The sequence below is a fragment of the Mycobacterium interjectum genome, assembly GCF_900078675.2.
Lineage (GTDB): Bacteria > Actinomycetota > Actinomycetes > Mycobacteriales > Mycobacteriaceae > Mycobacterium > Mycobacterium interjectum.
In genome coordinates this window covers 363,077-385,165 of record NZ_LT546237.1, presented here as the reverse complement: position 1 = coordinate 385,165, position 22,089 = coordinate 363,077, and the positions used below count along the sequence as shown (strand labels likewise).

General features: G+C 70.0%; 18 protein-coding genes and 7 pseudogenes. 7 read left to right on the top strand and 18 right to left on the bottom strand.

From position 1 onward, the window contains the following. Both BN4348_RS36435 and yajC read right to left on the bottom strand, forming a co-directional pair. A pseudogene (locus BN4348_RS36435) lies at nt 1-249 on the bottom strand (protein translocase subunit SecD); the annotation flags it as partial. A gap of 60 nt (nt 250-309) precedes the next feature. Beyond that, on the bottom strand, nt 310-627 hold the full coding sequence (gene yajC, locus BN4348_RS36430) for a preprotein translocase subunit YajC (protein WP_066910299.1): 318 nt from the start codon (nt 625-627) through the stop codon (nt 310-312). Between the two features lie 112 nt (nt 628-739). Here yajC and gabT point away from each other — a divergent pair, with 112 nt between their 5' ends. Continuing rightward, entirely contained in the window at nt 740-2,089 is a 1,350-nt protein-coding gene (gene gabT, locus BN4348_RS36425) for a 4-aminobutyrate--2-oxoglutarate transaminase (protein ID WP_066910296.1), read from the top strand. 127 nt (nt 2,090-2,216) lie between these two features. Continuing rightward, the gene (car, locus tag BN4348_RS36420) at nt 2,217-5,690 is read left to right on the top strand and encodes a carboxylic acid reductase (RefSeq protein WP_066910293.1); all 3,474 of its coding nucleotides are present in this window, start codon (nt 2,217-2,219) and stop codon (nt 5,688-5,690) included. A gap of 26 nt (nt 5,691-5,716) precedes the next feature. Here car and BN4348_RS36415 read toward each other — a convergent pair. The 5 genes and pseudogenes from BN4348_RS36415 to BN4348_RS62720 form a co-directional block, all read right to left on the bottom strand. Continuing rightward, nucleotides 5,717-6,205 (bottom strand): annotated as a pseudogene (locus tag BN4348_RS36415) (hypothetical protein); the annotation flags it as partial. Between the two features lie 114 nt (nt 6,206-6,319). Next, nucleotides 6,320-6,706, bottom strand: a complete 387-nt coding sequence (locus tag BN4348_RS36410) for a DUF1304 domain-containing protein (protein WP_066910290.1) — start codon at nt 6,704-6,706, stop codon at nt 6,320-6,322. A gap of 90 nt (nt 6,707-6,796) precedes the next feature. Next, nucleotides 6,797-7,450, bottom strand: a complete 654-nt coding sequence (locus tag BN4348_RS36405; RefSeq protein WP_066910308.1) for a hypothetical protein — start codon at nt 7,448-7,450, stop codon at nt 6,797-6,799. Between the two features lie 70 nt (nt 7,451-7,520). Next, nucleotides 7,521-8,394 (bottom strand): annotated as a pseudogene (ruvB, locus tag BN4348_RS36400) (Holliday junction branch migration DNA helicase RuvB); the annotation flags it as partial. 41 nt (nt 8,395-8,435) lie between these two features. After that, nucleotides 8,436-8,831, bottom strand: a pseudogene (locus BN4348_RS62720) (crossover junction endodeoxyribonuclease RuvC); the annotation flags it as partial. Nucleotides 8,832-8,994: 163 nt separating this feature from the next. Here BN4348_RS62720 and BN4348_RS36395 point away from each other — a divergent pair. Next, nucleotides 8,995-9,558, top strand: a pseudogene (locus BN4348_RS36395) (DUF4178 domain-containing protein); the annotation flags it as partial. Between the two features lie 4 nt (nt 9,559-9,562). Here BN4348_RS36395 and ruvB (BN4348_RS36390) read toward each other — a convergent pair. Next, a pseudogene (gene ruvB, locus BN4348_RS36390) lies at nt 9,563-10,258 on the bottom strand (Holliday junction branch migration DNA helicase RuvB); the annotation flags it as partial. After that, nucleotides 10,255-10,398, bottom strand: a pseudogene (locus tag BN4348_RS36385) (Holliday junction branch migration protein RuvA); the annotation flags it as partial. The pseudogenes BN4348_RS36385 and ruvB (BN4348_RS36390), both read right to left, overlap by 4 nt. Before the next feature lie 94 nt (nt 10,399-10,492). Here BN4348_RS36385 and BN4348_RS36380 point away from each other — a divergent pair. Genes BN4348_RS36380 through BN4348_RS36365 form a run of 4 tightly spaced genes read left to right on the top strand, consistent with a single transcriptional unit; the run spans nt 10,493 to nt 13,453 of the window. Continuing rightward, nucleotides 10,493-10,999, top strand: a complete 507-nt coding sequence (locus tag BN4348_RS36380) for a DUF2617 family protein (protein ID WP_066910284.1) — start codon at nt 10,493-10,495, stop codon at nt 10,997-10,999. After that, nucleotides 10,996-11,427, top strand: a complete 432-nt coding sequence (locus BN4348_RS36375) for a DUF4247 domain-containing protein (RefSeq protein ID WP_066910281.1) — start codon at nt 10,996-10,998, stop codon at nt 11,425-11,427. Before BN4348_RS36380 ends, BN4348_RS36375 begins: the two co-directional genes overlap by 4 nt. A 32-nt stretch (nt 11,428-11,459) precedes the next feature. Further along, a complete protein-coding gene (locus BN4348_RS36370; RefSeq protein ID WP_066910278.1) occupies nt 11,460-11,915 on the top strand; it encodes a DUF350 domain-containing protein in 456 nt (151 codons plus the stop codon). Then, complete coding sequence (locus BN4348_RS36365) at nt 11,912-13,453, top strand: polyamine aminopropyltransferase (protein WP_066910275.1); 1,542 nt, start codon at nt 11,912-11,914, stop codon at nt 13,451-13,453. Before BN4348_RS36370 ends, BN4348_RS36365 begins: the two co-directional genes overlap by 4 nt. An 89-nt stretch (nt 13,454-13,542) precedes the next feature. On the opposite strand, the gene BN4348_RS36360 is transcribed toward BN4348_RS36365, so the two are convergent. The 9 genes from BN4348_RS36360 to thrS form a co-directional block, all read right to left on the bottom strand. Then, the gene (locus tag BN4348_RS36360; RefSeq protein WP_066910272.1) at nt 13,543-14,298 is read right to left on the bottom strand and encodes a YebC/PmpR family DNA-binding transcriptional regulator; all 756 of its coding nucleotides are present in this window, start codon (nt 14,296-14,298) and stop codon (nt 13,543-13,545) included. A gap of 90 nt (nt 14,299-14,388) precedes the next feature. Continuing rightward, a complete protein-coding gene (gene pdxT, locus BN4348_RS36355) occupies nt 14,389-14,985 on the bottom strand; it encodes a pyridoxal 5'-phosphate synthase glutaminase subunit PdxT (RefSeq protein WP_066910269.1) in 597 nt (198 codons plus the stop codon). Beyond that, nucleotides 14,982-15,818 (bottom strand): acyl-CoA thioesterase II, encoded by an 837-nt coding sequence (gene tesB / locus BN4348_RS36350; RefSeq protein ID WP_066910305.1) that lies wholly within the window; start codon nt 15,816-15,818, stop codon nt 14,982-14,984. The genes pdxT and tesB overlap by 4 nt, the downstream gene beginning before the upstream one ends. Before the next feature lie 14 nt (nt 15,819-15,832). Then, nucleotides 15,833-16,750, bottom strand: a complete 918-nt coding sequence (gene pdxS, locus BN4348_RS36345) for a pyridoxal 5'-phosphate synthase lyase subunit PdxS (RefSeq protein WP_066910266.1) — start codon at nt 16,748-16,750, stop codon at nt 15,833-15,835. Nucleotides 16,751-16,795: 45 nt separating this feature from the next. After that, the gene (locus BN4348_RS36340; RefSeq protein WP_167670461.1) at nt 16,796-17,962 is read right to left on the bottom strand and encodes a glycosyltransferase; all 1,167 of its coding nucleotides are present in this window, start codon (nt 17,960-17,962) and stop codon (nt 16,796-16,798) included. Next, nucleotides 17,962-18,867, bottom strand: a complete 906-nt coding sequence (locus BN4348_RS36335; protein WP_066910302.1) for a phosphatidylinositol mannoside acyltransferase — start codon at nt 18,865-18,867, stop codon at nt 17,962-17,964. Before BN4348_RS36335 ends, BN4348_RS36340 begins: the two co-directional genes overlap by 1 nt. Nucleotides 18,868-18,884: 17 nt before the next feature. Then, nucleotides 18,885-19,517: a phosphatidylinositol phosphate synthase gene (pgsA, locus tag BN4348_RS36330; protein WP_066910263.1), complete on the bottom strand. Its 633-nt coding sequence runs from the start codon at nt 19,515-19,517 to the stop codon at nt 18,885-18,887. 49 nt (nt 19,518-19,566) lie between these two features. Next, entirely contained in the window at nt 19,567-20,127 is a 561-nt protein-coding gene (locus tag BN4348_RS36325) for an HIT family protein (RefSeq protein WP_066910260.1), read from the bottom strand. Beyond that, nucleotides 20,120-22,089: threonine--tRNA ligase (thrS, locus tag BN4348_RS36320; RefSeq protein WP_066910257.1), on the bottom strand; the 1,970-nt coding region annotated here is incomplete at its 5' end. The genes BN4348_RS36325 and thrS, both read right to left, overlap by 8 nt.

Sequence of the window (22,089 nt, the reverse complement as noted above, 5' to 3'; positions counted from 1 at the left end):
CACGCCGAGGCCGTTGACGCGCGCGCTGATGATCTGCTGCGCCTGCGCCAGGGCCTCCCGGCTGGGCCGCGAGCCGTCCGGCGTGCGGGCCGTCAGCGTGACGCGGGTGCCGCCCTGCAGGTCGATGCCCAGCTTCGGCGCGGCGCGCTTGTCGCCCGTGAGAAACACCAGCAGGTAGACGCCGACCAGCAACAACAGGAAAACCGACAGGTAGCGGGCAGGGTGCACCGGCGCCGAAGACGATGCCACGTTCCTCGTATCTCCTTGAGAATCGGTTTCTTGCCCTGACAGAGCCTACGTGTCTCGGGCCTATCGGCCCGGGTCGGTCAGTCCCTCGGATTCTTCCCAGTCGTGGTCTGAGGGGTCGTCGGGCAGGATTTTGTCGCGCACGGCCAGCTTCATCCATGTCGTCACCACGCCGGACGCGATCTCCAGGTCGACGGTGTCCTCGGTGATCGCGACGATGGTGCCTTCCAGCCCCGACGTGGTGTGCACCCGGTCGCCGGGCCGCAACGACTCCTGCAGGTCGATCGTGGCCTGGACCGCCCGCCGCTGGCGGCGCGACGTGAAGTACATGACGCCGATCATGATGATCACGAACGGCAAGAACAGGATCAAGCTCTCCATGCGGCCAGTCTGCCAGCACCGCAGGTCGCCACCCACTGACCCCGCCCACTCGCGCCGGAGCGGATAGGCTTGATCGGCGACGTGACAGCCGCGCCGCGGTGAGGAGGACGTCGTGGCCAGCCTCGAACAGAGCCGCCAGCTGGTCACCGAAATCCCCGGTCCCACATCGCTGGAGCTGAACAAGCGCCGGGCCGCCGCGGTGTCGGGCGGCGTCAACGTCTCCTTGCCGGTATACGTCGCGCGCGCCGGCGGCGGCATCGTCGAGGACGTCGACGGCAACCGGCTCATCGACCTCGGTTCGGGCATCGCGGTCACCACGATCGGCAACTCGTCGCCCCGCGTCGTGGACGCGGTGCGCGCGCAGGTGGACGACTTCACCCACACCTGCTTCATGGTGACGCCGTACGAGGAATACATCGCCGTCGCCGAGGAGCTCAACCGGATCACCCCGGGCTCGGGCGAGAAGCGCTCGGTGTTGTTCAACTCGGGCGCCGAGGCCGTCGAAAACGCCGTCAAGGTCGCCCGGGCCTACACCCGCAAGCCCGCGGTGGTGGCGTTCAACCACGCCTATCACGGGCGCACCAACCTGGCGATGGCGCTCACCGCCAAATCCATGCCCTACAAGAGCGGCTTCGGCCCGTTCGCGCCGGAGGTCTACCGGGCGCCGCTGTCCTACCCCTACCGGGACGGGCTGCACGACAAAGAGCTCGGCGCCGACGGCGAAAAGGCCGCCGCCCGCACGATCGGCGTCATCGAAAACCAGGTCGGCGCCGACAGCCTGGCCGCCGTCATCATCGAGCCGATCGCCGGGGAAGGCGGATTCATCGTTCCCGCCGAGGGATTCCTGCCCGCGCTGCTCGACTGGTGCCGCCGCAACGACGTGGTGTTCATCGCCGACGAGGTGCAGACCGGCTTCGCGCGCACCGGCGCGATGTTCGCCTGCGAGCACGAGGGGCCGGAAGGTCTGGTGCCCGACCTGATCTGCACCGCCAAGGGCATCGCCGACGGACTGCCGCTGTCGGCGGTCACCGGTCGCGCCGACATCATGGACGCATCGCATGTCGGCGGTTTGGGCGGCACGTTCGGCGGAAACCCCGTCGCGTGCGCCGCGGCCCTGGCCACCATCGCGACCATCGAGAATGACGGACTCCTCGAGCGGGCGCGACAACTGGAACGGCTGATCACCGAGCCGTTGCTACGCCTGCAGGCCACCGATGACCGGATCGGCGACGTGCGCGGCCGGGGCGCCATGATCGCCATCGAGCTGGTGCAGCCGGAAACCTCCGAGCCCGACGCGGAACTGACCCAGCGGCTGTCCATGGCGGCCCACGCCGCCGGGGTCATCGTGTTGACGTGCGGCATGTTCGGCAACGTCATCCGGCTGCTGCCGCCGCTGACCATCAGCGACGAGCTGTTGATCGAGGGAATCGACGTCCTGGGCGGGAGCCTCGGCGCCCTCTAGACCCGGGGTGCGAAAGATCACACGACTGGTGCCTCGTTGAGGAATACCATTAGTTTAGCTAACGTTCCAGTTACCAGCGCAGCGTCGCGCGATCGAAGCACTTTCTCCAGCGAATAGGGGAACCTCTATGTCGACTACTTCCGAAGAGCGGCTCGCGCGCCGAGTCGACGACCTCACCGCCAACGACCCACAGTTCGCCGCCGCCCGGCCCGACCCGGCGGTCGCCGAGGCCCTTGAGCAGCCTGGACTGCGCCTTCCGCAGATCATCCAGACCGTGCTCGAGGGTTACGCCGACCGCCCGGCCCTGGGCCAGCGCGTCGTGGAGTCCGTCAAGGACCCCAAGACCGGGCGCACCTCGCTCGAGCTGCTGCCCCGCTACGAGACCATCACCTACCGCCAGCTGAACGAACGCGTCGGCGCTCTGGCACGCGCGCTGGCCGCCGACTCGGTGCGCCCGGGCGACCGGGTCGCCGTGCTGGGCTTCAACAGCGTCGACTTCACGACCATCGACGTGGCGCTGGCCCAGCTCGGCGCGGTGTCGGTGCCGCTGCAGACCAGCGCGACGCTCGCGCAGCTGCGGCCGATCATGGCGGAGACCGAGCCCGGCGTCGTCGCGGCGAGCGTGAACCAGCTGCCCGACGCCGTCGAGTTGATCCTGGCCGGGCAGCCGCCGGCCAGGCTGGTGGTCTTCGACTACCACCCCGAGGTCGACGACCAGCGCGAGGCGGTCGAGGCCGCGCGCGAGCGGCTGGCGAACACCGCCGTGACCGTCCAGACCCTGGCCGAGCTGCTGGAGCGCGGGACGTCGCTGCCGCCGGCGCCCGTCCCCGCCCCCGATGAGGACGACCCGCTGGCGTTGTTGATCTACACCTCCGGCAGCACCGGCGCGCCCAAGGGCGCGATGTACCGGGCCGGCAACGTCGGCAAGATGTGGTGCCGGTCGGCCAGGAACTGGTTCGGTCCGAGCGCCGCGTCGATCACCCTCAACTTCATGCCGATGAGCCACGTCATGGGGCGCGGCATCCTCTACGGCACCCTCGGCAACGGCGGCACCGCCTACTTCGCCGCCCGCAGCGACCTCTCGACGCTGCTCGAGGACCTCGAGCTGGTCCGCCCGACCGAGCTGAACTTCGTGCCGCGCATCTGGGAGACCCTGTACTCCGAGTTCCAGCGCCAGGTCGACCGCGGGGTCCCCGCGGAGCAGGTCCTCGACGAGCAGCGGCAGTACCTGCTGGGCGGGCGGTTCATCTTCGCGATGACGGGCTCGGCGCCCACCTCCCCCGAGCTGCGCAATTGGGTCGAGTCACTGCTCGGGATGCACCTGCTGGACGGCTACGGCTCCACCGAGGCCGGCATGGTCCTGTTCGACGGCGAGATCCAGCGCCCGCCGGTCATCGACTACAAGCTGGTCGACGTCCCCGACTTGGGCTACTTCGCCACCGACCGGCCGCACCCGCGGGGCGAACTGCTGCTCAAGACCGCGAACATGTTCCCCGGCTACTACAAGCGGGCCGAAACCACCGCCAACGTGTTCGACGAGGACGGCTACTACCGGACCGGCGACGTCTTCGCCGAGGTGGCCCCCGACAAGCTGGTGTACGTCGACCGCCGCAACAACGTGCTCAAGCTCGCCCAGGGCGAGTTCGTCACGCTGGCCAAGCTGGAGGCGGAGTTCGGCAACAGCCCGCTGGTGCGCCAGATCTACCTTTACGGCAATAGCGCGCAGCCCTACCTGCTGGCCGTCGTGGTGCCGACCGAGGAGGCCCTGGCGCGCTACCAGCCCGACGAGCTGAAGCCGCTGATCGCCGACTCGCTGCAGAACGTCGCGCGCGACGCGGGCCTGCAGTCCTACGAGGTGCCGCGCGACTTCATCATCGAGACCACGCCGTTCAGCCTGGAGAACGGCCTGCTGACCGGCATCCGCAAGCTGGCGTGGCCGAAGCTCAAGCAGCACTACGGCGAGCGGCTCGAAGCGCTCTACGCCGAGCTGGCCCAGGGCCAGGCCAATGAGCTCAGCGAACTGCGCCGCGGCGGGGCGGACGCGCCCGTCCTGCAGACGGTGAGCCGGGCCGCGATCGCGATGCTGGGCACCGCGGCCAGCGACCTGTCGCCCCAGGCGCACTTCACCGACCTCGGCGGGGACTCGTTGTCCGCCTTGACATTCGGCAACCTGCTGCGCGAGATCTTCGACGTCGACGTGCCGGTGGGCGTCATCGTCAGCCCGGCCAACGACCTGCGGGCCATCGCCGACTACATCGAGGCCGAGCGCAAGGGCACCAAGCGGCCCACGTTCGCCGCGGTCCACGGGCGCGGCGCGACCCAGGTGCACGCCAGTGACCTGACGCTGGACAAGTTCCTCGACGAGGCCACGCTGGCCGCCGCGCCCGAGCTGCCGAGGCCGACCTCCGAGGTGCGGACCGTGCTGCTGACCGGGGCGACCGGGTTTCTCGGCCGCTATCTGGCGCTGGAGTGGCTGGAGCGGATGGACCTGGTCGACGGCAAGGTGATCGCGCTGGTGCGGGCCCGCTCCGACGAGGAGGCCCGCGCCCGGCTGGACAACACCTTCGACAGCGGCGATCCCACGCTGCTGGCGCACTACCGCGAGCTGGCCGCCGAGCACCTCGAGGTCCTCGCCGGCGACAAGGGCGAGGCCAACCTGGGCCTGGACCAGGCGACGTGGCAGCGGCTGGCCGACACCGTCGACCTCATCGTCGACCCGGCGGCCCTGGTCAACCACGTGCTGCCGTACAGCGAGCTGTTCGGCCCCAACGCGCTGGGCACCGCCGAGCTGATCCGGCTCGCGCTGACCACCAGGCAGAAGCCGTACCTCTACACCTCGACGATCGGCGTGGGCGACCAGATCGAGCCGGGCACGTTCGTCGAGGACGCCGACATCCGCGAGATCAGCGCGACCCGGGCGATCAACGACAACTACGCCAACGGCTACGGCAACAGCAAGTGGGCCGGCGAGGTGCTGCTGCGCGAGGCCCACGACCTGTGCGGCCTGCCCGTGGCGGTGTTCCGGTGCGACATGATCCTGGCCGACACCACCTACGCGGGACAGCTCAACCTGCCGGACATGTTCACCCGGCTGATGCTGAGCCTGGTGGCGACGGGAGTCGCGCCCGGTTCGTTCTACGAGTTGGACGCCGACGGCAACCGGCAGCGGGCGCACTACGACGGTCTCCCGGTCGAGTTCATCGCCGCGGCGATCTCCACGCTGGGGGCGCAGGCCGAGGGTTTCCAGACCTACCACGTGATGAACCCCTACGACGACGGCATCGGGCTCGACGAGTACGTCGACTGGCTGATCGACGCCGGCTACCCCCTGCACCGGGTCGCCGACTACGGCGACTGGCTGCGCCGGTTCGAAGGGTCGATGCGGGCCCTGCCGGAGCGGCAGCGCCAGTACTCGCTGCTGCCGCTGCTGCACAACTACGAGAAGCCGGAGAAGCCGCTGCGCGGATCGCTGGCGCCGACCGAGAGGTTCCGCGCCGCGGTGCAGGAGGCGAAAATCGGCCCGGACAAGGACATTCCGCACGTTTCGGCGCCGATCATCGTCAAGTACATCACCGACCTGCAGTTGCTCGGATTGCTCTGACGCCCCGACAGAAAACTCAGNCGCGTCAGGGCCTCGACATCCCGCGCCGACCGCAGCGCGAGGCGCGCCACGGCGGCGGCGCCCACGAAGATGATCAACGCACCCAGACCGGAGAAGTGGGAAACCTCGAGAACCGCCCGCTTGCGGTCGGATGCGGCGATCGGATCGCCGGCGGAACCGATGCGCAACATCGGGGCGACATCGCCGCCGATCACGAACCAGACGCCGGCGAGAACGGCGAGCCACCCGCCCACCATTGCGGTGATCCGATTTCCCGAGAAGATCAGCAGCAGGCCCGCCAGCACCGCCGCGGCTCCAGGGAGCACCTCGAGCCAGCCCCGGGCCGTTGTCCATGTCCAGTCCTGGTCCGGCGTGTAGGCGAAATTGAAGTGGGGGCCGACGAACGGTATCAACGCACCCCAAGCGCCCAGAACGACCAAGATCAATCCGCTGAGCGCGCCGCGCGAACGCGGCATCCACAACGCGCTGGGTCGGCCTTTTTCTGCGTCTGTCATCAATTTCCCCTCGATAGAAGCCGGACTACTTCAGCCCCGCACGGGTACCCCCGGCGGTGGCCGGTGTAACGCGGGCGATCGAGGTCGTGGCCAATGGGCCCAGTGTGTCTCCTGTTACCGGTAGAGGCCCAGCACCACCAACACGATGGCGATCACCGGGAACGTGCCCTGGATGAGCGCGGCCCGCGCCTTCTCCGGGGCGGAGAGAAACAGCACGACCGCGGCGGCGGCCATCGATCCGACACCCGCCAGGACGAGCGCCACTCCCACGGCGGTGTCCCCCATCGCCAGCGGCGGGATGCCGAGACCGGTGACGATCGCCAGGAACAGGTTGTAGAAGCCCTGATTGAAGGCCAGCAGCTTGGTGACCTCGGCCTCTTCGGCGGACGTGCCGAACCTGGCGCGGGTGCGTTCCGAGGTCCAGGTCAACGACTCCATCGTGAAGATGTAGACGTGCAACAGGGCGGCCAGCGCGGCGAAAACCAACCCGGCGGTGAGCATCGCTCCTCCTCGCTAGTCGAACAGCCCGTTTGCTGCGTCTAAGAACAATACCGACCGGCGGTTGTCCGGGCTGCCCTGACGGCCGAGGAGCTACACGCCGGCGTGGTGGTGGCGTCGGCCGAAGAGGCCGCCCCCGGCGCGCCGGTGGAACAGGCCGCCCCGGCCGCGCCCGCCGGCGTCGACGTCGCGAGCCGATTCGTCGTGCACGGCCGGTTCCGCCGCCGGGGCGGTCGCGACGGGCGCGGGTTCGCTCACCACGACGTCGCGGGCGTGCCGAACCGCCACGCGAGCCAGCGCCGCCCCGCCGAGGAACACGATCAGCGCGCCCACACCTGTGAAGTAGGTGACCTCGAGCAGCGCCCGCTTCAGGTCCGACGCGGCCACGGGTTGGCCGACGTCCCCGATTTGCAGGGTCGGCGCGAAAGCCCGGCCGACCACAAACCAGGCGCCGGCGAAGGCCGCCAGCCAGCCGCCGAGCATGGCGGTGGCGCGGTTTCCGGAGACCAGCAGCACCAGGCCGCCCACCACGGCGACGACGCCGGGGAACACCTCGAGCCAGCCCTTCGCGGCCGTCCACGTCCATGCGGGGTCGAGGGAATAGGTCCACCGAATCAGGGGTCCGATGAACGGCGCCAACGCCCCCCAAGCACCCAAGAGGATCAGGAGTAGCCCGGTCACGGCGCCGCGGGTGCGTGGCATGTAGGGCGCGGATGGGCGTTCATAGTCGGGGCCGGTGTGCCTCATCAGAATCTCCTCCGACAAGCGGTTGCTGATGTTGACCCGGGTACCCGCGGCGGCGGTGGCGTAACCGGCGCTAGTCGAACAGGCCCGGTTGGCCCAGCCCGGCGGCCCCGGCCGGCGGGGTCAGGCCGAGGTGCGTCCAGGCCTGCGCGGTGGCCACCCGGCCGCGCGGGGTGCGCGCGACCATGCCGGCCCGCACCAGGAACGGCTCGCACACCTCCTCGACGGTCGCGGCCTCCTCACCCACCGCGACCGCCAGCGTGGAGACGCCGACCGGGCCGCCGCCGAAGCCGCGGGTCAGCGCCGACAGCACCGCCCGGTCCAGCCGGTCCAGGCCGAGCTCGTCGACGTCGTAGACCGCCAGCGCGGATTTGGCGACGTCGCGGGTGATCACGCCGTCGGCGCGCACTTCGGCGAAGTCACGGACCCGCCGCAGCAGCCGGTTGGCGATCCGCGGGGTGCCCCGCGAGCGCCGCGCGATCTCGGCCCCGGCCTCGGCGCCCAGCTCGATGCCGAGAATCCCGGCGGAACGCGCCAGCACCCGCTCCAGCTCGGCGGGTTCGTAGAAGTCCATGTGCGCGGTGAATCCGAACCGGTCGCGCAGCGGGCCGGTCAGCGCGCCGGACCGGGTGGTGGCGCCGACCAGCGTGAAGGGCGCTACCTCCAGCGGGATCGACGTCGCCCCGGGCCCTTTGCCGACGACGACGTCGACCCGGAAGTCCTCCATCGCCAGGTAGAGCATCTCCTCGGCGGGCCGCGCGATGCGGTGGATCTCGTCGATGAACAGCACGTCGTGCTCGACCAGGTTGGACAGCATCGCGGCCAGGTCGCCCGCGCGTTCCAGCGCCGGCCCGGACGNGGCCCGGTAGGCGTGCCGCTGCTGCGCGGCCAGGGCTTCGGCGGCGGCCATCCGGGCGAGCATCGGCGCCCGCCAGCAGTGGCAGATCGCCAACGCCAGCGCGTCGGCGGCGTCGGCCGGCGTCGGCTTGGCTTGCAGCTCAAGGATTCTGGTGACCATGGCGGTGACCTGCGCCTTGTCGGCGGCGCCGTTGCCGGTGACAGCGGCCTTGACCTCGGTGGGGGTATGGAAGTACACGTCGACACCGCGCCTGGCGGCCGCCAGCGCCACCACGCCGCCGGCCTGCGCGGTGCCCATCACGGTCGTCACATTCACCTGGGAGAACACCCGCTCGATGGCCACCACGTCGGGCTGATGGGTGGCCAGCCAATGCTCGACGGCATCGCTGATCGCCAGCAACCGCTTGGCCAGCGGCGCGTCCGACGGGGTGCGCACCACGTCGACGTCGAGCGCGACGACGTTGCGCCCCCGCCCGGTCTCCACGACCGACAGGCCGCATCGGGTCAGCCCGGGGTCGACGCCCATCACACGCATGGCCGGCTCCTTCGTACGAACAGCTGTTCGAGAGCCTAGCGGCCGGGGCCGACGGGATCCGGTAGGACACGCCTGTGGCCGGGCGAATCCTGTTAACTTATAGCCCACGTTCGCTCTGGCACTGTGGCTAGCACCGTGGCAAGGAAGGTTTGGTGTGGGAACACTCCTGCTCGTCCTCGCGGCAGTGCTGTTCATCGGGTCGATTGTGGTGCTGGTCATCGCGGTGCGGCGACCCAGGAAACCGGCCCGCCCGGGCGGGCGCCAGGACCCGCTCTCCTTCAACGCGATGCCCCAGTTCGGGCCCCGCCAACTCGGGCCCGGGGCCATCGTCAGCTACGGCGGCGTCGACCTTGTGGTCCGCGGCTCGGTGACGTTCCGCGAGGGCCCGTTCGTGTGGTGGGAGCACCTCCTGGAGGGCGGCGACCAGCCCATCTGGCTGAGCGTCGAGGAAGACGACGGCCGCCTGGAGCTGGCCATGTGGGTGACCCGCAAGGACCTCACGCTGCAGCCGGGCGACCAGTACGTCATCGACGGCGTGGCGTTCCACGAAACGGAGCGCGGGCGGGCGTCCTACACCACCGAGGGCACCACCGGCCTGCCGGCCGGCGGCGAGATGGAATTCCTCGACTGCGCCAACGCCGGCGAGACCGCCCTGCTCTCGTTCGAGCGGTGGGCCCCGGACATGCCCTGGGAGATTTCGACGGGCAAGCACGTCGTACCNCCCGCCGCAGCAGCCGGTTGGCGATCCGCGGGGTGCCCCGCGAGCGCCGCGCGATCTCGGCCCCGGCCTCGGCGCCCAGCTCGATGCCGAGAATCCCGGCGGAACGCGCCAGCACCCGCTCCAGCTCGGCGGGTTCGTAGAAGTCCATGTGCGCGGTGAATCCGAACCGGTCGCGCAGCGGGCCGGTCAGCGCGCCGGACCGGGTGGTGGCGCCGACCAGCGTGAAGGGCGCTACCTCCAGCGGGATCGACGTCGCCCCGGGCCCTTTGCCGACGACGACGTCGACCCGGAAGTCCTCCATCGCCAGGTAGAGCATCTCCTCGGCGGGCCGCGCGATGCGGTGGATCTCGTCGATGAACAGCACGTCGTGCTCGACCAGGTTGGACAGCATCGCGGCCAGGTCGCCCGCGCGTTCCAGCGCCGGCCCGGACGTCACCCGCAGCGACGCGCCGAGTTCGGCCGCGATGATCATCGCCAGCGAGGTCTTGCCGAGCCCCGGCGGGCCGGACAGCAGGATGTGATCCGGTGTGCCGCCGCGGTTTTTGGCCCCCTCGATGACCAGTTGCAGCTGTTCGCGCACGCGCGGCTGACCGATGAACTCGCCCAACGAGCGCGGCCGCAGGCTGACGTCGATGTCGCCCTCGCCGACGGTCAGGGCCGGCGAGACGTCGCGGTCGGGATAGTCGTCGTCGGTCATCGGGACTTACCCAGCAACGACAGGGCGGCCCGCAGGGCGCCGGACGTCGACGCGTCGTGATCCCCGGACAGCACCTTGTCGGTCGCCTCCTCGGCCTGCTTGACGGCGAAGCCGAGACCGACCAGGGCCTCCACCACCGGACCNCCTGGGAGATTTCGACGGGCAAGCACGTCGTACCCGGGGAGCTCACCGTCTACCCCGCGCCCCCGCCCACGGCCCCGTAGGACCCGCTCCGTGCCCCTTCATCAGCTCGCCGTGACTCCCACCGACGTGTCCGGCGAGCGGCTGGGGCTGGCGCTCAACGCGCCCGCGCCGGCGCCGCTGGCCGCCTGCAGGCTGCGGCACCCCGACGGGAGCGCGCTGCAGCTCGGCGTCCTCGGCGCGTCGCACGTCGTCGCGGTCGAACACGCCAAAGGCGGCTTCTCCGAGCAGGTTTCGTGCACCGCGCGCGGCGTCGGCGGCGAGTTGCCGCAGCGGTCCGAGGCCCCCGGCTACCGCCTGCAGTCGCGCACCGAGACGCACGACGAGGCGAGCTTCCGCCGGCTGGCGGGCGATCTTCGCGAGCGTTGCGCGCGGCAACCGGGCTGGCTCGGGGGCACGTTTCCCGGCGACGACGCCGCCCTGACCGCCCTGGCCGCCGAACCCGACGGCGCCGGCTGGCGGTGGCAGACCTGGCACCTGTATCCGCGCCCGGGCCGCGGCGGCGTGGTGGTGCACACGGCGAGCCGGTGGTACCCGTGAGCCGCAATCGCCTGTTTTTGATTTCCGGCGCGTTGGCCGTCGCCGCCGTCGTGTCGCTGGTGTTCGGAATCATCCTGCAGCAGAAGAACATTGGCTCCTATATCGCGGGCCATTATCGCGAGTACTCGCGTGACGTGAACGCAACGCGCTACGTCTGCAGCGGATCGGCCGAGCAGGTCGCCGACACGCTCGCCGACTACCAGGCACCCGAGGCGCGCGCCGCCAACGGCAACAGCGAATACCTGCGCTACAGCAACAACATCGTGATCGTGGGACCCGACGGCAACTACCCGTGCAGCATCCGCGTCGAGCCCCTGAGCGCCGGGTACAGCCACGGCTCATTCATCTTCCTCGGCCCCGGCTTCTTCCCCGGATCCCCGTCGGGCGGCGCCGGCGGCACCCCCGGCGGGCCCGGCGGGACCAAGTGATGGCTTAGCGATTGAAAGCAAAGGAGACAACCATGTACCTCGCCGTCGAGATCGGAACCGTCGACGTCAATCCCGTGCTGAAGGGCGCCCTCGCGACGATCCTGTACTTCGCGGTCGGCATGGCCGTGCTGCTCGTCGGGTTCTACATGGTCGACTGGCTGACCCCGGGCAAGCTGCGCCAACTCGTGTTCATCGATCGGCGCCCCAACGCCGTCGTCGTCGCCGGATCCATGTACATCTCGCTCACCACCGTCATCATCAGCGCCATCACCAACAGCTACAGCCAGCTGGGTCAGGGACTGCTCGGCGTGGCGGTGTACGGGTTGATGGGCGTCATCCTGCTGGGCATCGCGATGCTGGCGATGCACCTGCTGATTCCCGGCAGTTTCCACGAGCACGTCGACGAGGCGGAGCTGCATCCGGGATCGTTCGCGGTGGCGCTGATACTGCTCGCGGTGGGAGGGGTGACCGCCGCGGCGGTGTCATGACCTCGCCCGGGCGATGGCGCGCCTTGCTGCTGGCCGCGGTGGCGGCGTGCGCGGCCTGCGGCATCATCTACGAGCTCGCCCTGCTGACCCTGTCGGCCAGCCTCAACGGCGGCGGGATCGTCGCCACGTCGCTGATCGTCGCGGGCTACATCGCCGCGCTGGGCGCCGGCGCCCTGCTGGTCAAGCCGCTGCTGGCGCACGCGGCGATCGCCTTCATCGCCGTCGAGGCGGCCCTCGGCATCGTCGGCGGGCTGTCGGCGGCGGCGCTGTACGTGGTGTTCGCGTTCCTGGACGGCTCGGTCGGCTCGACGTGGGTGCTGGCGGCGGGCACGGCGCTGATCGGGGGGCTGGTCGGCGCCGAGGTGCCGCTGCTGATGACCCTGCTGCAACGCGGTCGGACGGCCGGCCCCTCCGACGCCGGCCGCACGCTGGCCAACCTCAATGCCGCCGACTACCTGGGCGCCTTGCTGGGCGGGCTGGTCTGGCCGTTTCTGCTGCTGCCGCATCTGGGCATGATCCGCGGGGCCGCGGCCACGGGCATCGTCAACCTGGCGGCCGCGGCCGTCGTGTCCCTCTTCCTGCTGCGGCGCGTGGTCTCGCCGCGGCAGCTGGCGACGGCGCTGTGCGCGCTCACCGCCGCGCTCGGGGTGCTGGCCACGCTGCTGGTGCGCTCGGCCGACATCGAAACCACCAGCAGGCAACGGCTTTACGCCGACCCGATCGTCGCCTACCGGCACACGCCGTATCAGGAGATCGTGGTGACCCGGCGCGGCAACGACATGCGCCTGTACCTGGACGGGGGCCTGCAGTTCTCCACCCGCGACGAATACCGCTACACCGAAAGCCTGGTCTATCCCGCGCTGGGCGGTGATTTCCAAGCCGCGCGCTCGGTGCTGGTGCTCGGCGGCGGTGACGGCCTGGCGGCCCGCGAGCTGCTGCGCCAGCCGGGGGTCGCCAAGATCGTTCAGGTCGAGCTCGACCCCGCGGTGATCGACTTGGCGCGCACCACGATGCGCGACGCCAACGGCGGCGCACTGGACGACCCGCGCGTCAAGATCGTGATCGGCGACGCGATGACGTGGCTGCGGGGCGCCCCGGACCGGTTCGATTCCGTCATCGTCGATCTCCCCGATCCCGACACGCCCACCCTGGGCCGGCTGTATTCCACGGAGTTCTATGCGCTCGCCGCCCGCGCGCTGGCCCCGGGCGGGCTGATGGTCGTGCAGGCGGGCAGCCCGTTCTCCACGCCGACGGCGTTCTGGCGCACGATCTCGACGGTCCGGGCGGCCGGCTATGCGGTCACGCCGTATCACGTGCACGTGCCGACGTTCGGCGACTGGGGCTTCGCGCTGGCGCAGCGCGCGGACGCCGCGCCCACGCCCACGATGCCGGCCGGCGCGCCCCCGCTGCGTTTCCTCAACCAGCAGGTGCTTGCGGCCGCCACCGTGTTCTCCGGTGACATCGGGCCCCGCGCGCTCGAGCCGTCGACGCTGGACAATCCGCGCGTCGTCGACGACATGCGGCGCGGCTATTACTGAGTGGCCTGCTCCGGTCGGACCGCTTGCACCGGCCACACCGACCCGCGGCAGGCGCCGGCGGATCGGTCATCGGTATGCGTGCCCGCCGCTCACTCCTCGTCGAGGGCGGCCAACACCTCGTCCGAAAGGTCGACGTTGGTGTAGACGTTCTGCACGTCGTCGCTGTCCTCCAGCGCGTCGACGAGCTTGAACACCTTGCGGGCGCCGTCGAGGTCGACGGGAACGCTGACCGACGGCTGAAAACTGGCCTCGGCCGACTCGTAGTCGATGCCGGCGTCCTGCAGCGCGGTGCGCACCGCGACGAGATCGGTCGGCTCGGAGATGACCTCGAAGCTGTCGCCCAGGTCGTTGACGTCTTCGGCGCCCGCGTCGAGCACCGCGGTCAGCACGTCGTCCTCGGTCAGACCGTTCTTCTCCAGGGTGACCACGCCCTTGCGGGAGAACAGGTAAGCCACCGAACCGGGGTCGGCCATGGTGCCGCCGTTGCGCGTCATCGCGACCCGTACCTCGCTGGCGGCGCGGTTGCGGTTGTCGGTCAGGCACTCGATCAGCACCGCCACGCCGTTGGGCGCGTAGCCCTCGTAGGTGATGGTTTGCCAGTCGGCGCCGCCGGCCTCCTCGCCTGCCCCACGCTTCCGGGCGCGCTCGATGTTGTCGTTGGGCACCGAGGTCTTCTTCGCCTTCTGGATCGCGTCGTAGAGCGTCGGGTTGCCGGCCGGGTCACCGCCGCCGGTACGGGCGGCGACCTCGATGTTCTTGATCAGCCGGGCGAACTCCTTGCCGCGGCGCGCGTCTTTGACGGCCTTCTGGTGCTTGGTGGTGGCCCACTTGGAATGGCCGCTCATCGGTGTTTCTACCTCTTTTGTCGTTTCCGGTGCTCGATCAACTCGCCAAACGAGTCTACGTGGGCGCCGAAAGGGCCCCCCTCGATGACGTCAGGCGACCCCGTTGACGATGTCGACGAACATGTGGTGGATGCGACGGTCGCCGGTCATCTCGGGGTGAAACGCCGTCGCCAGCATCGGGCCCTGGCGCACCGCGACGACGTGGCCGGCCGCCCGGGCCAGCACCCGCACGCCCTCACCCGTTCGCTCCACCCACGGCGCGCGGATGAACACCGCGCGCACCGGCTCGTCGAGGTCCGCGAAGTCGATGTCGCCCTCGAACGAGTCGACCTGCCGTCCAAAGGCGTTGCGCCGCACCGTCATATCGATCGCGCGCAGGGGCAGCGCCTGCCGCCCCCGGGCGCCGGCGTCGAGGATCTCGCTGGCCAGCAGGATCATGCCGGCGCAGGCGCCGTAGGCCGGCAGACCCTCGGCCAGCCGGCGGCGCAGCGGCTCGAGCAGCTCCAGGTCGAGCAATAGGTGACTCATGGTGGTGGATTCCCCGCCGGGGATGACCAGCCCGTCCACCGCGTCCAGCTCGTCGCGGCGGCGCACCGGCATCGACTCGGCTCCGGCCTCGCGCAGCGCCGCCAGGTGCTCGCGAGTGTCGCCCTGCAGCGCCAGCACCCCGATCCGCGGCGCGCTCACGGCCGGTACCCGCGCCGAAAGCGGGTCAGTCCCTCCTGCATGACCGCCGCGACCATCTCGCCGGTCTGGGTGAAGATCTTGCCCTGGCACAGCGACCGGCCGCCGCTGGCCGACGGCGACGACTGGTCGTACAGCAGCCACTCGTCGGCCCGGAACGCGCGCATGAACCACATCGCGTGGTCCAGCGACGCCACCTGCAGGTGCTCGCGCACGTCGAGGTGGGTGACCTGCGCCGAACCCAGCAGCGTCAGGTCGCTCATGTAGGCCAGCGCGCAGATGTGCAGCACCGGGTCGTCCGGCAACGGGTCGCGGTGGCGAAACCACACCTGCTGCTGGGCGGCCTTGCCCGGCGAGAGCTGCAGTTGGTCGCGGGGCACGATGCACACGTCCCACTCCTCGAACTGCTTGAATCCGGCGTCGTCGAACACCTTGATCGAGTCGAGGCCCGGCAGGCCGTCGGGCGGCGGGGCGGGCGGCATCGGGTCCTGGTGGTGGATGCCCTCCTGGTCGGTCTGGAAGGACGCCCCCATGCTGAAGATGATCTCCCCGTGCTGGATGGCGTTGACGCGCCTGGTGGCAAAGGACCCGCCGTCGCGGGTGCGCTCGACGATGAAGACCGTGGGCTCGTTGGCGTCCCCGGGCCGCAGGAAGTAACCGTGCAGCGAGTGGACCTGGTAGCGTGGGTCGACGGTGCGCACCGCCGAGACGAGCGACTGCCCCGCCACGTGGCCGCCGAAGGTGCGCTGGAAATACCCCGACTCCGGGCTGAACACCCGACCGCGGTAGATGTTGACCTCGAGTTGCTCGAGATCAAGGATCTCTTCGATCGCCACCAATAGCCCTTGGCTTACCAGCCGCGTTCGGCGAGGCGGTGCGGCTGCGCGATCTGCTCCACGTTGATGCCCACCATCGGCTCGCCCAGCCCGCGCGACACCTTGGCCAGCACGTCGGGGTCGTCGTAGAAGGTGGTGGCCTTGACGATCGCGGCGGCGCGGTGCTCGGGCGCGCCGGACTTGAAGATGCCCGAGCCGACGAACACGCCCTCGGCGCCGAGCTGCATCATCATCGCCGCGTCGGCGGGAGTGGCGATGCCGCCCGCGGTGAACAGCGTGACCGGCAGCTTGCCCGCCCGGGCCACCTCGACGACGAGCTCGTAGGGCGCCTGCAATTCCTTTGCCGCCACATACAATTCGTCCTCGGACAGCGACGTCAGCCGGCGGATCTCGCCGCTGATGGCGCGCATGTGCGTGGTGGCGTTGGAGACGTCGCCGGTGCCGGCCTCGCCCTTGGAGCGGATCATGGCCGCGCCCTCGGCGATGCGCCGCAGCGCCTCGCCGAGGTTGGTCGCGCCGCATACGAACGGCACCGTGAACTTCCACTTGTCGATGTGGTGGGTGTAGTCGGCGGGGGTCAGCACCTCGGATTCGTCGACGTAGTCCACCCCGAGGCTCTGCAGGATCTGCGCCTCGACGAAATGCCCGATCCGGGCCTTGGCCATCACCGGGATGGTCACCGCGGCGATGATGGCCTCGATGATGTCGGGGTCGCTCATCCGCGACACCCCGCCGTGGGCGCGGATGTCGGCCGGCACCCGTTCCAGCGCCATCACCGCGACGGCGCCGGCGCCCTCGGCGATCCGGGCCTGCTCGGGGGTGACGACGTCCATGATGACGCCGCCCTTGAGCATCTCGGCCATCCCGCGCTTGACCCGCGCCGTGCCCGTCGCCGCCCGGTTCGGCTGCACCGGCTTGTTCTCTTCGTTCATTGCGCCTCCACTCTAATGGTCAGCGACAAGCGAGTTTTGTCGTGATCAGCGGATGGACTCGAGCAGGCCGGGGTTGCGGACGCCGTCCGCCAGCCGGTTGGCCGCGGGCAGCAATTCGCCCAGCTGCAGGGGGTACACCTGCTCGCCGGCCGCGGTCAGGGCGGCGATGTCATTCGCGTCACACCACCGGGCGCCGTGGATGTAGCTGCGTTCCAGCTCGGTCCGTCCCACCAGCGACGGCTCGAACCGGCTGGTGCGGTGGACCAGGTAGAACTCCTCGCTGTCGATCAGCGAGCCGTTGAACTCGAAGACCTCGNGGAAGGCGCCCAGGTCGCGGGCGCGGAGGGGGGCCCCCGCGCCCATCGCCTCGCCAAGGACGACCCCGAAGCTCCCCCCGCCGGTATTGGGCGCGCAGTAGGCGTCGGCGCTGCGCAGCGCCGACGCCTTGCCCGCGTCGTCGACCTGGCCGAGGAAGCGGAGGTGGTCCACCAATTCGCCCGCCTGAGCGCGCAATTCGTCCTCGTCGCCCCGACCGACGATCAGTAACTGGGCGTCCGGGTAGCGCTCGACGACCCGTGGCAGCGCGTCGAGCAGCACCGCCATGCCCTTGCGGGGCTCGCCGTAGCGTCCCAGGAACAACACCGTCTTGCCCGGCCGCGGATAGCCGTCCAGCCGCGGGGCCGAGGCGAAGGACTTGACGTCGACCCCGTTGGGGATCTCCACCGCGTCGGTGCCCAGCGCCTCCATCTGCCAGCGCCGGGCCAGATCGGACACCGCGATGCGCCCGACGATCTTCTCGTGCATCGGCCGCAGGATGCCCTGAAAGACGGTCAGGGTCAGGGATTTGGTGGTCGACGTGTGGAATGTCGCCACGATCGGGCCCTCGGCGATGTTCAGGGCCAGCATCGACAGGCTCGGCGCGTTGGGCTCGTGCAGGTGCAGGACGTCGAAGTCGCCCTCCCCAAGCCATTTCTTGACCTTGCGGTGGGTGGCCGGGCCGAACCGCAGCCGGGCCACGGACCCGTTGTAGGGAATCGGGACGGCCTTGCCCGCGGAGACGACGTAGTCGGGCAGCGAGGCGTGCGGGGAGACCGGCGCGAGCACGCTCACCTCGTTCCCGCGGGCGCGCATCACCTCGGCCAGCTGCAGGACGTGGGACTGCACCCCGCCCGGCACGTCGAACGAGTAGGGGCACACCATCCCGATCCGCATCAGGCTTCCCTCAACCTCGCCTGCCTGGTCTCGGACAGGTCGGCCAGCCACTGCGGCTGCATCATGTGCCAATCCTCGGGGTGGGCGGCGATGCCCTTGGCGAACTGATCGGCCAGCGCCTGGGTGATGGCGCCGACGTCGCCGCTGCCGCAGTCGAGCTCCGGCTGGATCCAGAAGCCCCAGCCCCCATTGCCCTCGAACCAGCAGTGCACTGGAAGCAGGGCCGCGCCGGTCGCGATCGCCAGCTTCGCCGGCCCGGCCGGCATCCGGGTGGCCTCGCCGAAGAAGTCGACCTCGACGCCGGTGCGGGTGAGGTCACGGTCGGCCATCAGGCACACCAGCCCGCCGTCTCGGAGCCGCTCGCAGAGCACCTCGAAGGCGGGGCGGTCGCCGCCGGACAGCGGCAGCACCTCGAAGCCGAGGCTCTCGCGGTAGCGGACGAAACGCCGGTACAGCGACTCCGGTTCGAGCCGTTCCGCGACGGTGGTGAAGGTGCCGCGCGTCTGCGTGAACCACACCCCGGCCATGTCCCAGTTGCCGCTGTGCGGCAACGCGCACACCGCGCCGCGGCCCGCGCGCAGCGCCGCGTCCAGGTGCTCAGCGCCGGTGAAGGCGGCGTCGAGTTCGCCGGCCAGCGCGCGCAGGTCCATCGTGGGCAGGCGAAACGTCTCCCGCCAGTAGCGGCCGTAGGAGGCCAGCGATGCGCGCATCAGCGCGTCCGGTACCTCCTCCGGCGGCACGCCGATGACGCGGGCCAGGTTCTTGCGCAACTGCGTCGGGCCGCCGTTGCGGGCGGCATAGCGCGCCCCGGCGTCAAAGGCGTTGCGGGCCGCGAACTCCGGCATCGCCCGCACGGCCATCCAGCCGGTCGCGTACGCCCAGTCGGTTGCCGTGCCGCGGGTCATGCGGGCCACCTCCCCGATCACGGCATGGGCTCCGTTGCGCCGGGGGACGTCCGCACCGTGTGCAACCGCTGCGCGCAGGTGACCAGGCTGGCCCCCGCCAGCAGCCACATCGCCACCGGCAGCGCGGGGGGCCACGCCACGAACGGAAAATCCGACACCCCGGCGCCGACGAGCACGATGATCAGCCGTTCGGGACGTTCGATGATGCCGCCGTCGCCGCGCAGCCCGCTGGCCTCGGCCCGGGCCTTGATGTAGGAGATCACCTGCGAGGTGACCAGGCAGATCAGCGTCGCCACCGCCAACAGTTTGTCGTGCCTGCCGAAGGCGATCCACCACAGCAGGCCGCAGAACACGGCGCCGTCGCTGACCCGGTCGCAGGTGGCGTCCAGCACCGCGCCGAAGCGGGTGCCGCCGCCCCGCTCCCGGGCCATCGCGCCGTCCAGCATGTCGAAGAGCACGAAGAACCAGACCACCAGCGTGCCGGCGAACAGCTTGCCCATCGGGAAGAGCGTCAGCGCCCCCGCCACCGCGACGACGGTGCCCAGGATCGTGACGGCGTCCGGCGTCAGCCCGACCCGCAGGCATGCCCGGGCGGTCGGAGTGGTGAGCCGCGCGAACGCCGCCCGCGACAGGAACGGCACCTTGCTCATGCGCGCCGCTCCTCCTCATCGCTGCGCTCTGCATCGTCGCCGGCGCGACTCATGACTGCTTTGCCCACTCCGTGGCCAGCAGCTGGCGGGTTTCGCGCAGCAACTGCGGGATCACTTTCGACCCGCCGATGATCGTGATGAAGTTGGCGTCGCCGCCCCAGCGCGGCACGACGTGCACGTGCAGATGCTCGGCCAGCGAGCCCCCAGCCGAGGTACCCAGGTTGAGGCCGACGTTGAAGCCGTGCGGCCGCGACACGTTCTTGATGACGCGAATCGCCTTCTGCGTGAAGGACATCAGCTCCGCGCTCTCCGCTTCCGTCAGGTCCTCCAGCTCGGAGACCCGCCGGTACGGCACCACCATGAGGTGCCCGGGGTTGTACGGGTACAGGTTGAGCACGGCGTAGACGAGTTCGCCGCGGGCCACCACCAGGCCGTCCTCGTCGGGCAGGTGCGGGATCTCGCTGAACGGCTGGTCGGGTTTGCCGTTGTCCCGCTTCATCGGCGCTTCGGCCAGGTAGTTCATCCGGTACGGCGTCCACAACCGCTGCAGGTGGTCCTGCTCGCCGACGCCGCGGTCGAGGATCGTGTCGTCGCGCTGCTCGTCATTCACCGCCGGTTACCTTCACCAGTTCGGCCGTGGGAGCCGTGTTTTCGCGGTCGGCGATCCACTTGACGATGGCGTCGACGGCGCCCTCGCGGGCGACACCGTTGATCTGCGTGCGGTCCCCGAAGCGGAAGCTCACCGCGCCGGCCTGCACGTCGCGGTCACCGGCCAGCAACATGAACGGCACCTTCTGGTTGGTGTGGTGGACGATCTTCTTGGCCATCCGGTCGTCGCTGGCGTCCACCTCGACCCGCACTCCGTGCGACTTCAGCTGCGCCGCAACGCTTTCCAGATAGTCCACGTGCTCGTCGGCGACCGGGATGCCGACCACCTGGACCGGCGCCAGCCACGCCGGGAACGCCCCCGCGTAGTGCTCGGTGAGGATGCCGAAGAACCGCTCGATCGACCCGAAGAGCGCGCGGTGGATCATCACCGGGCGCTGCCGGGTCCCGTCCGGGGCGGTGTATTCCAGCTCGAAGCGCTCCGGGAAGTTGAAGTCCACCTGGATGGTCGACATCTGCCAGCTGCGGCCCAGCGCGTCGCGGGCCTGCACCGAGATCTTCGGGCCGTAGAACGCCGCCCCGCCGGGATCGGGAACCAGTTCCAGGCCGGACTCCGCCGCCACCTCGGCCAGGGAGTTGGTGGCCTGCTCCCACATCTGGTCGGAGCCGACGAACTTCTCGGGGTCCTTGGTGGACAGCTCCAGGTAGAAGTCCTCCAGCCCGTAGTCGCTGAGCAACTCGAGCACGAACCGCAGCAGCGACGCCAGCTCGTCGTGCAGCTGTTCGCGGGTGCAGAAGATGTGCGAGTCGTCCATGGTGAACCCGCGGGCGCGGGTCAGCCCGTGCACCACGCCGGACTTCTCGTAGCGGTACACCGTGCCGAACTCGAAGAGCCGCAACGGAAGCTCGCGATACGACCGCCCGCGCGAGGCGAAGATCAGCGTGTGCATGGGACAGTTCATCGGCTTGAGGTAGTAGTCCTGCCCGGGCTTGCGCACCGTCCCGTCGTCGTTGTACTCGGCGTCGAGGTGCATCGGCGGGAACATGCCGTCGGCGTACCAGTCCAGGTGGCCCGACGTGTGGAACAGCTGCGCCTTGGTGATGTGCGGGGTGTTGACGAACTCGTACCCGGCCTCGATGTGTTTGCGCCGCGAGTACTCCTCCAGCTCCCGGCGCACGATCCCGCCCTTGGGATGGAAAACCGCCAGGCCCGAACCGATTTCGTCGGGGAAGCTGAACAGATCCAGCTCCGCACCCAGCTTTCGGTGGTCGCGGCGCTGGGCCTCCTCGATCAGCTCCAGGTGGCGGTCGAGCGCCTCCTGCGACTCCCACGCCGTTCCGTAGATGCGCTGCAGGCTCGCGTTGTTCTGGTCGCCGCGCCAATAGGCGGCCGAGCTTCTGGTCAGCTTGAACGCGGGGATGTGCTTGGTGGTGGGGATGTGCGGTCCGCGGCACAGGTCGCCCCAAACGCGTTCGCGCGTGCGGGGGTTGAGGTTGTCGTACGCGGTGAGCTCGTCGCCGCCGACCTCCATGATTTCCGCGTCACCGGACTTGTCGTCGACCAGTTCGAGCTTGTAGGGCTCGTTGGCCAGCTCGGCGCGCGCGGCGTCCTTGGACTGGTAGACGCGCCGGAAGAACAGCTGACCGTCCTTGACGATCTGGCGCATGCGCTTTTCCAGCTTGTCCAAATCCTCCGGCGTGAACGGCTCGGCCACGTCGAAGTCGTAGTAGAAGCCGTCGGTGATGGGCGGCCCGATGCCCAATTTGGCGTGCGGGAACAGGTCTTGGACGGCCTGGGCCAACACGTGCGCGGCCGAGTGCCGGATGACGCTGCGGCCCTCGTCGGTGTTGGCCGCGACGGGAATGACCTCCGCGTCGGCGTCCGGCGCCCAGCTCAGGTCGCGCAGCTTGCCCTCGGCGTCGCGCACCACGACGATCGCGTCGGGCGCGCCCCGCCGCGGCAGCC

Excerpts from the sequence above, each read along its gene's own strand:
- BN4348_RS36410 (WP_066910290.1), bottom strand. The coding sequence starts at position 6,706 with ATGCTCACCGCCGGGTTGGTTTTCGCCGCGCTGGCCGCCCTGTTGCAC.
- yajC (WP_066910299.1), bottom strand. The coding sequence starts at position 627 with ATGGAGAGCTTGATCCTGTTCTTGCCGTTCGTGATCATCATGATCGGC.
- BN4348_RS36335 (WP_066910302.1), bottom strand. The coding sequence starts at position 18,867 with ATGACCCGCGGCACGGCAACCGACTGGGCGTACGCGACCGGCTGGATG.
- BN4348_RS36405 (WP_066910308.1), bottom strand. The coding sequence starts at position 7,450 with ATGAGGCACACCGGCCCCGACTATGAACGCCCATCCGCGCCCTACATG.
- car (WP_066910293.1), top strand. The coding sequence starts at position 2,217 with ATGTCGACTACTTCCGAAGAGCGGCTCGCGCGCCGAGTCGACGACCTC.
- pgsA (WP_066910263.1), bottom strand. The coding sequence starts at position 19,517 with ATGAGCAAGGTGCCGTTCCTGTCGCGGGCGGCGTTCGCGCGGCTCACC.
- pdxS (WP_066910266.1), bottom strand. The coding sequence starts at position 16,750 with ATGAACGAAGAGAACAAGCCGGTGCAGCCGAACCGGGCGGCGACGGGC.
- BN4348_RS36365 (WP_066910275.1), top strand. The coding sequence starts at position 11,912 with ATGACCTCGCCCGGGCGATGGCGCGCCTTGCTGCTGGCCGCGGTGGCG.
- BN4348_RS36360 (WP_066910272.1), bottom strand. The coding sequence starts at position 14,298 with ATGAGCGGCCATTCCAAGTGGGCCACCACCAAGCACCAGAAGGCCGTC.
- BN4348_RS36370 (WP_066910278.1), top strand. The coding sequence starts at position 11,460 with ATGTACCTCGCCGTCGAGATCGGAACCGTCGACGTCAATCCCGTGCTG.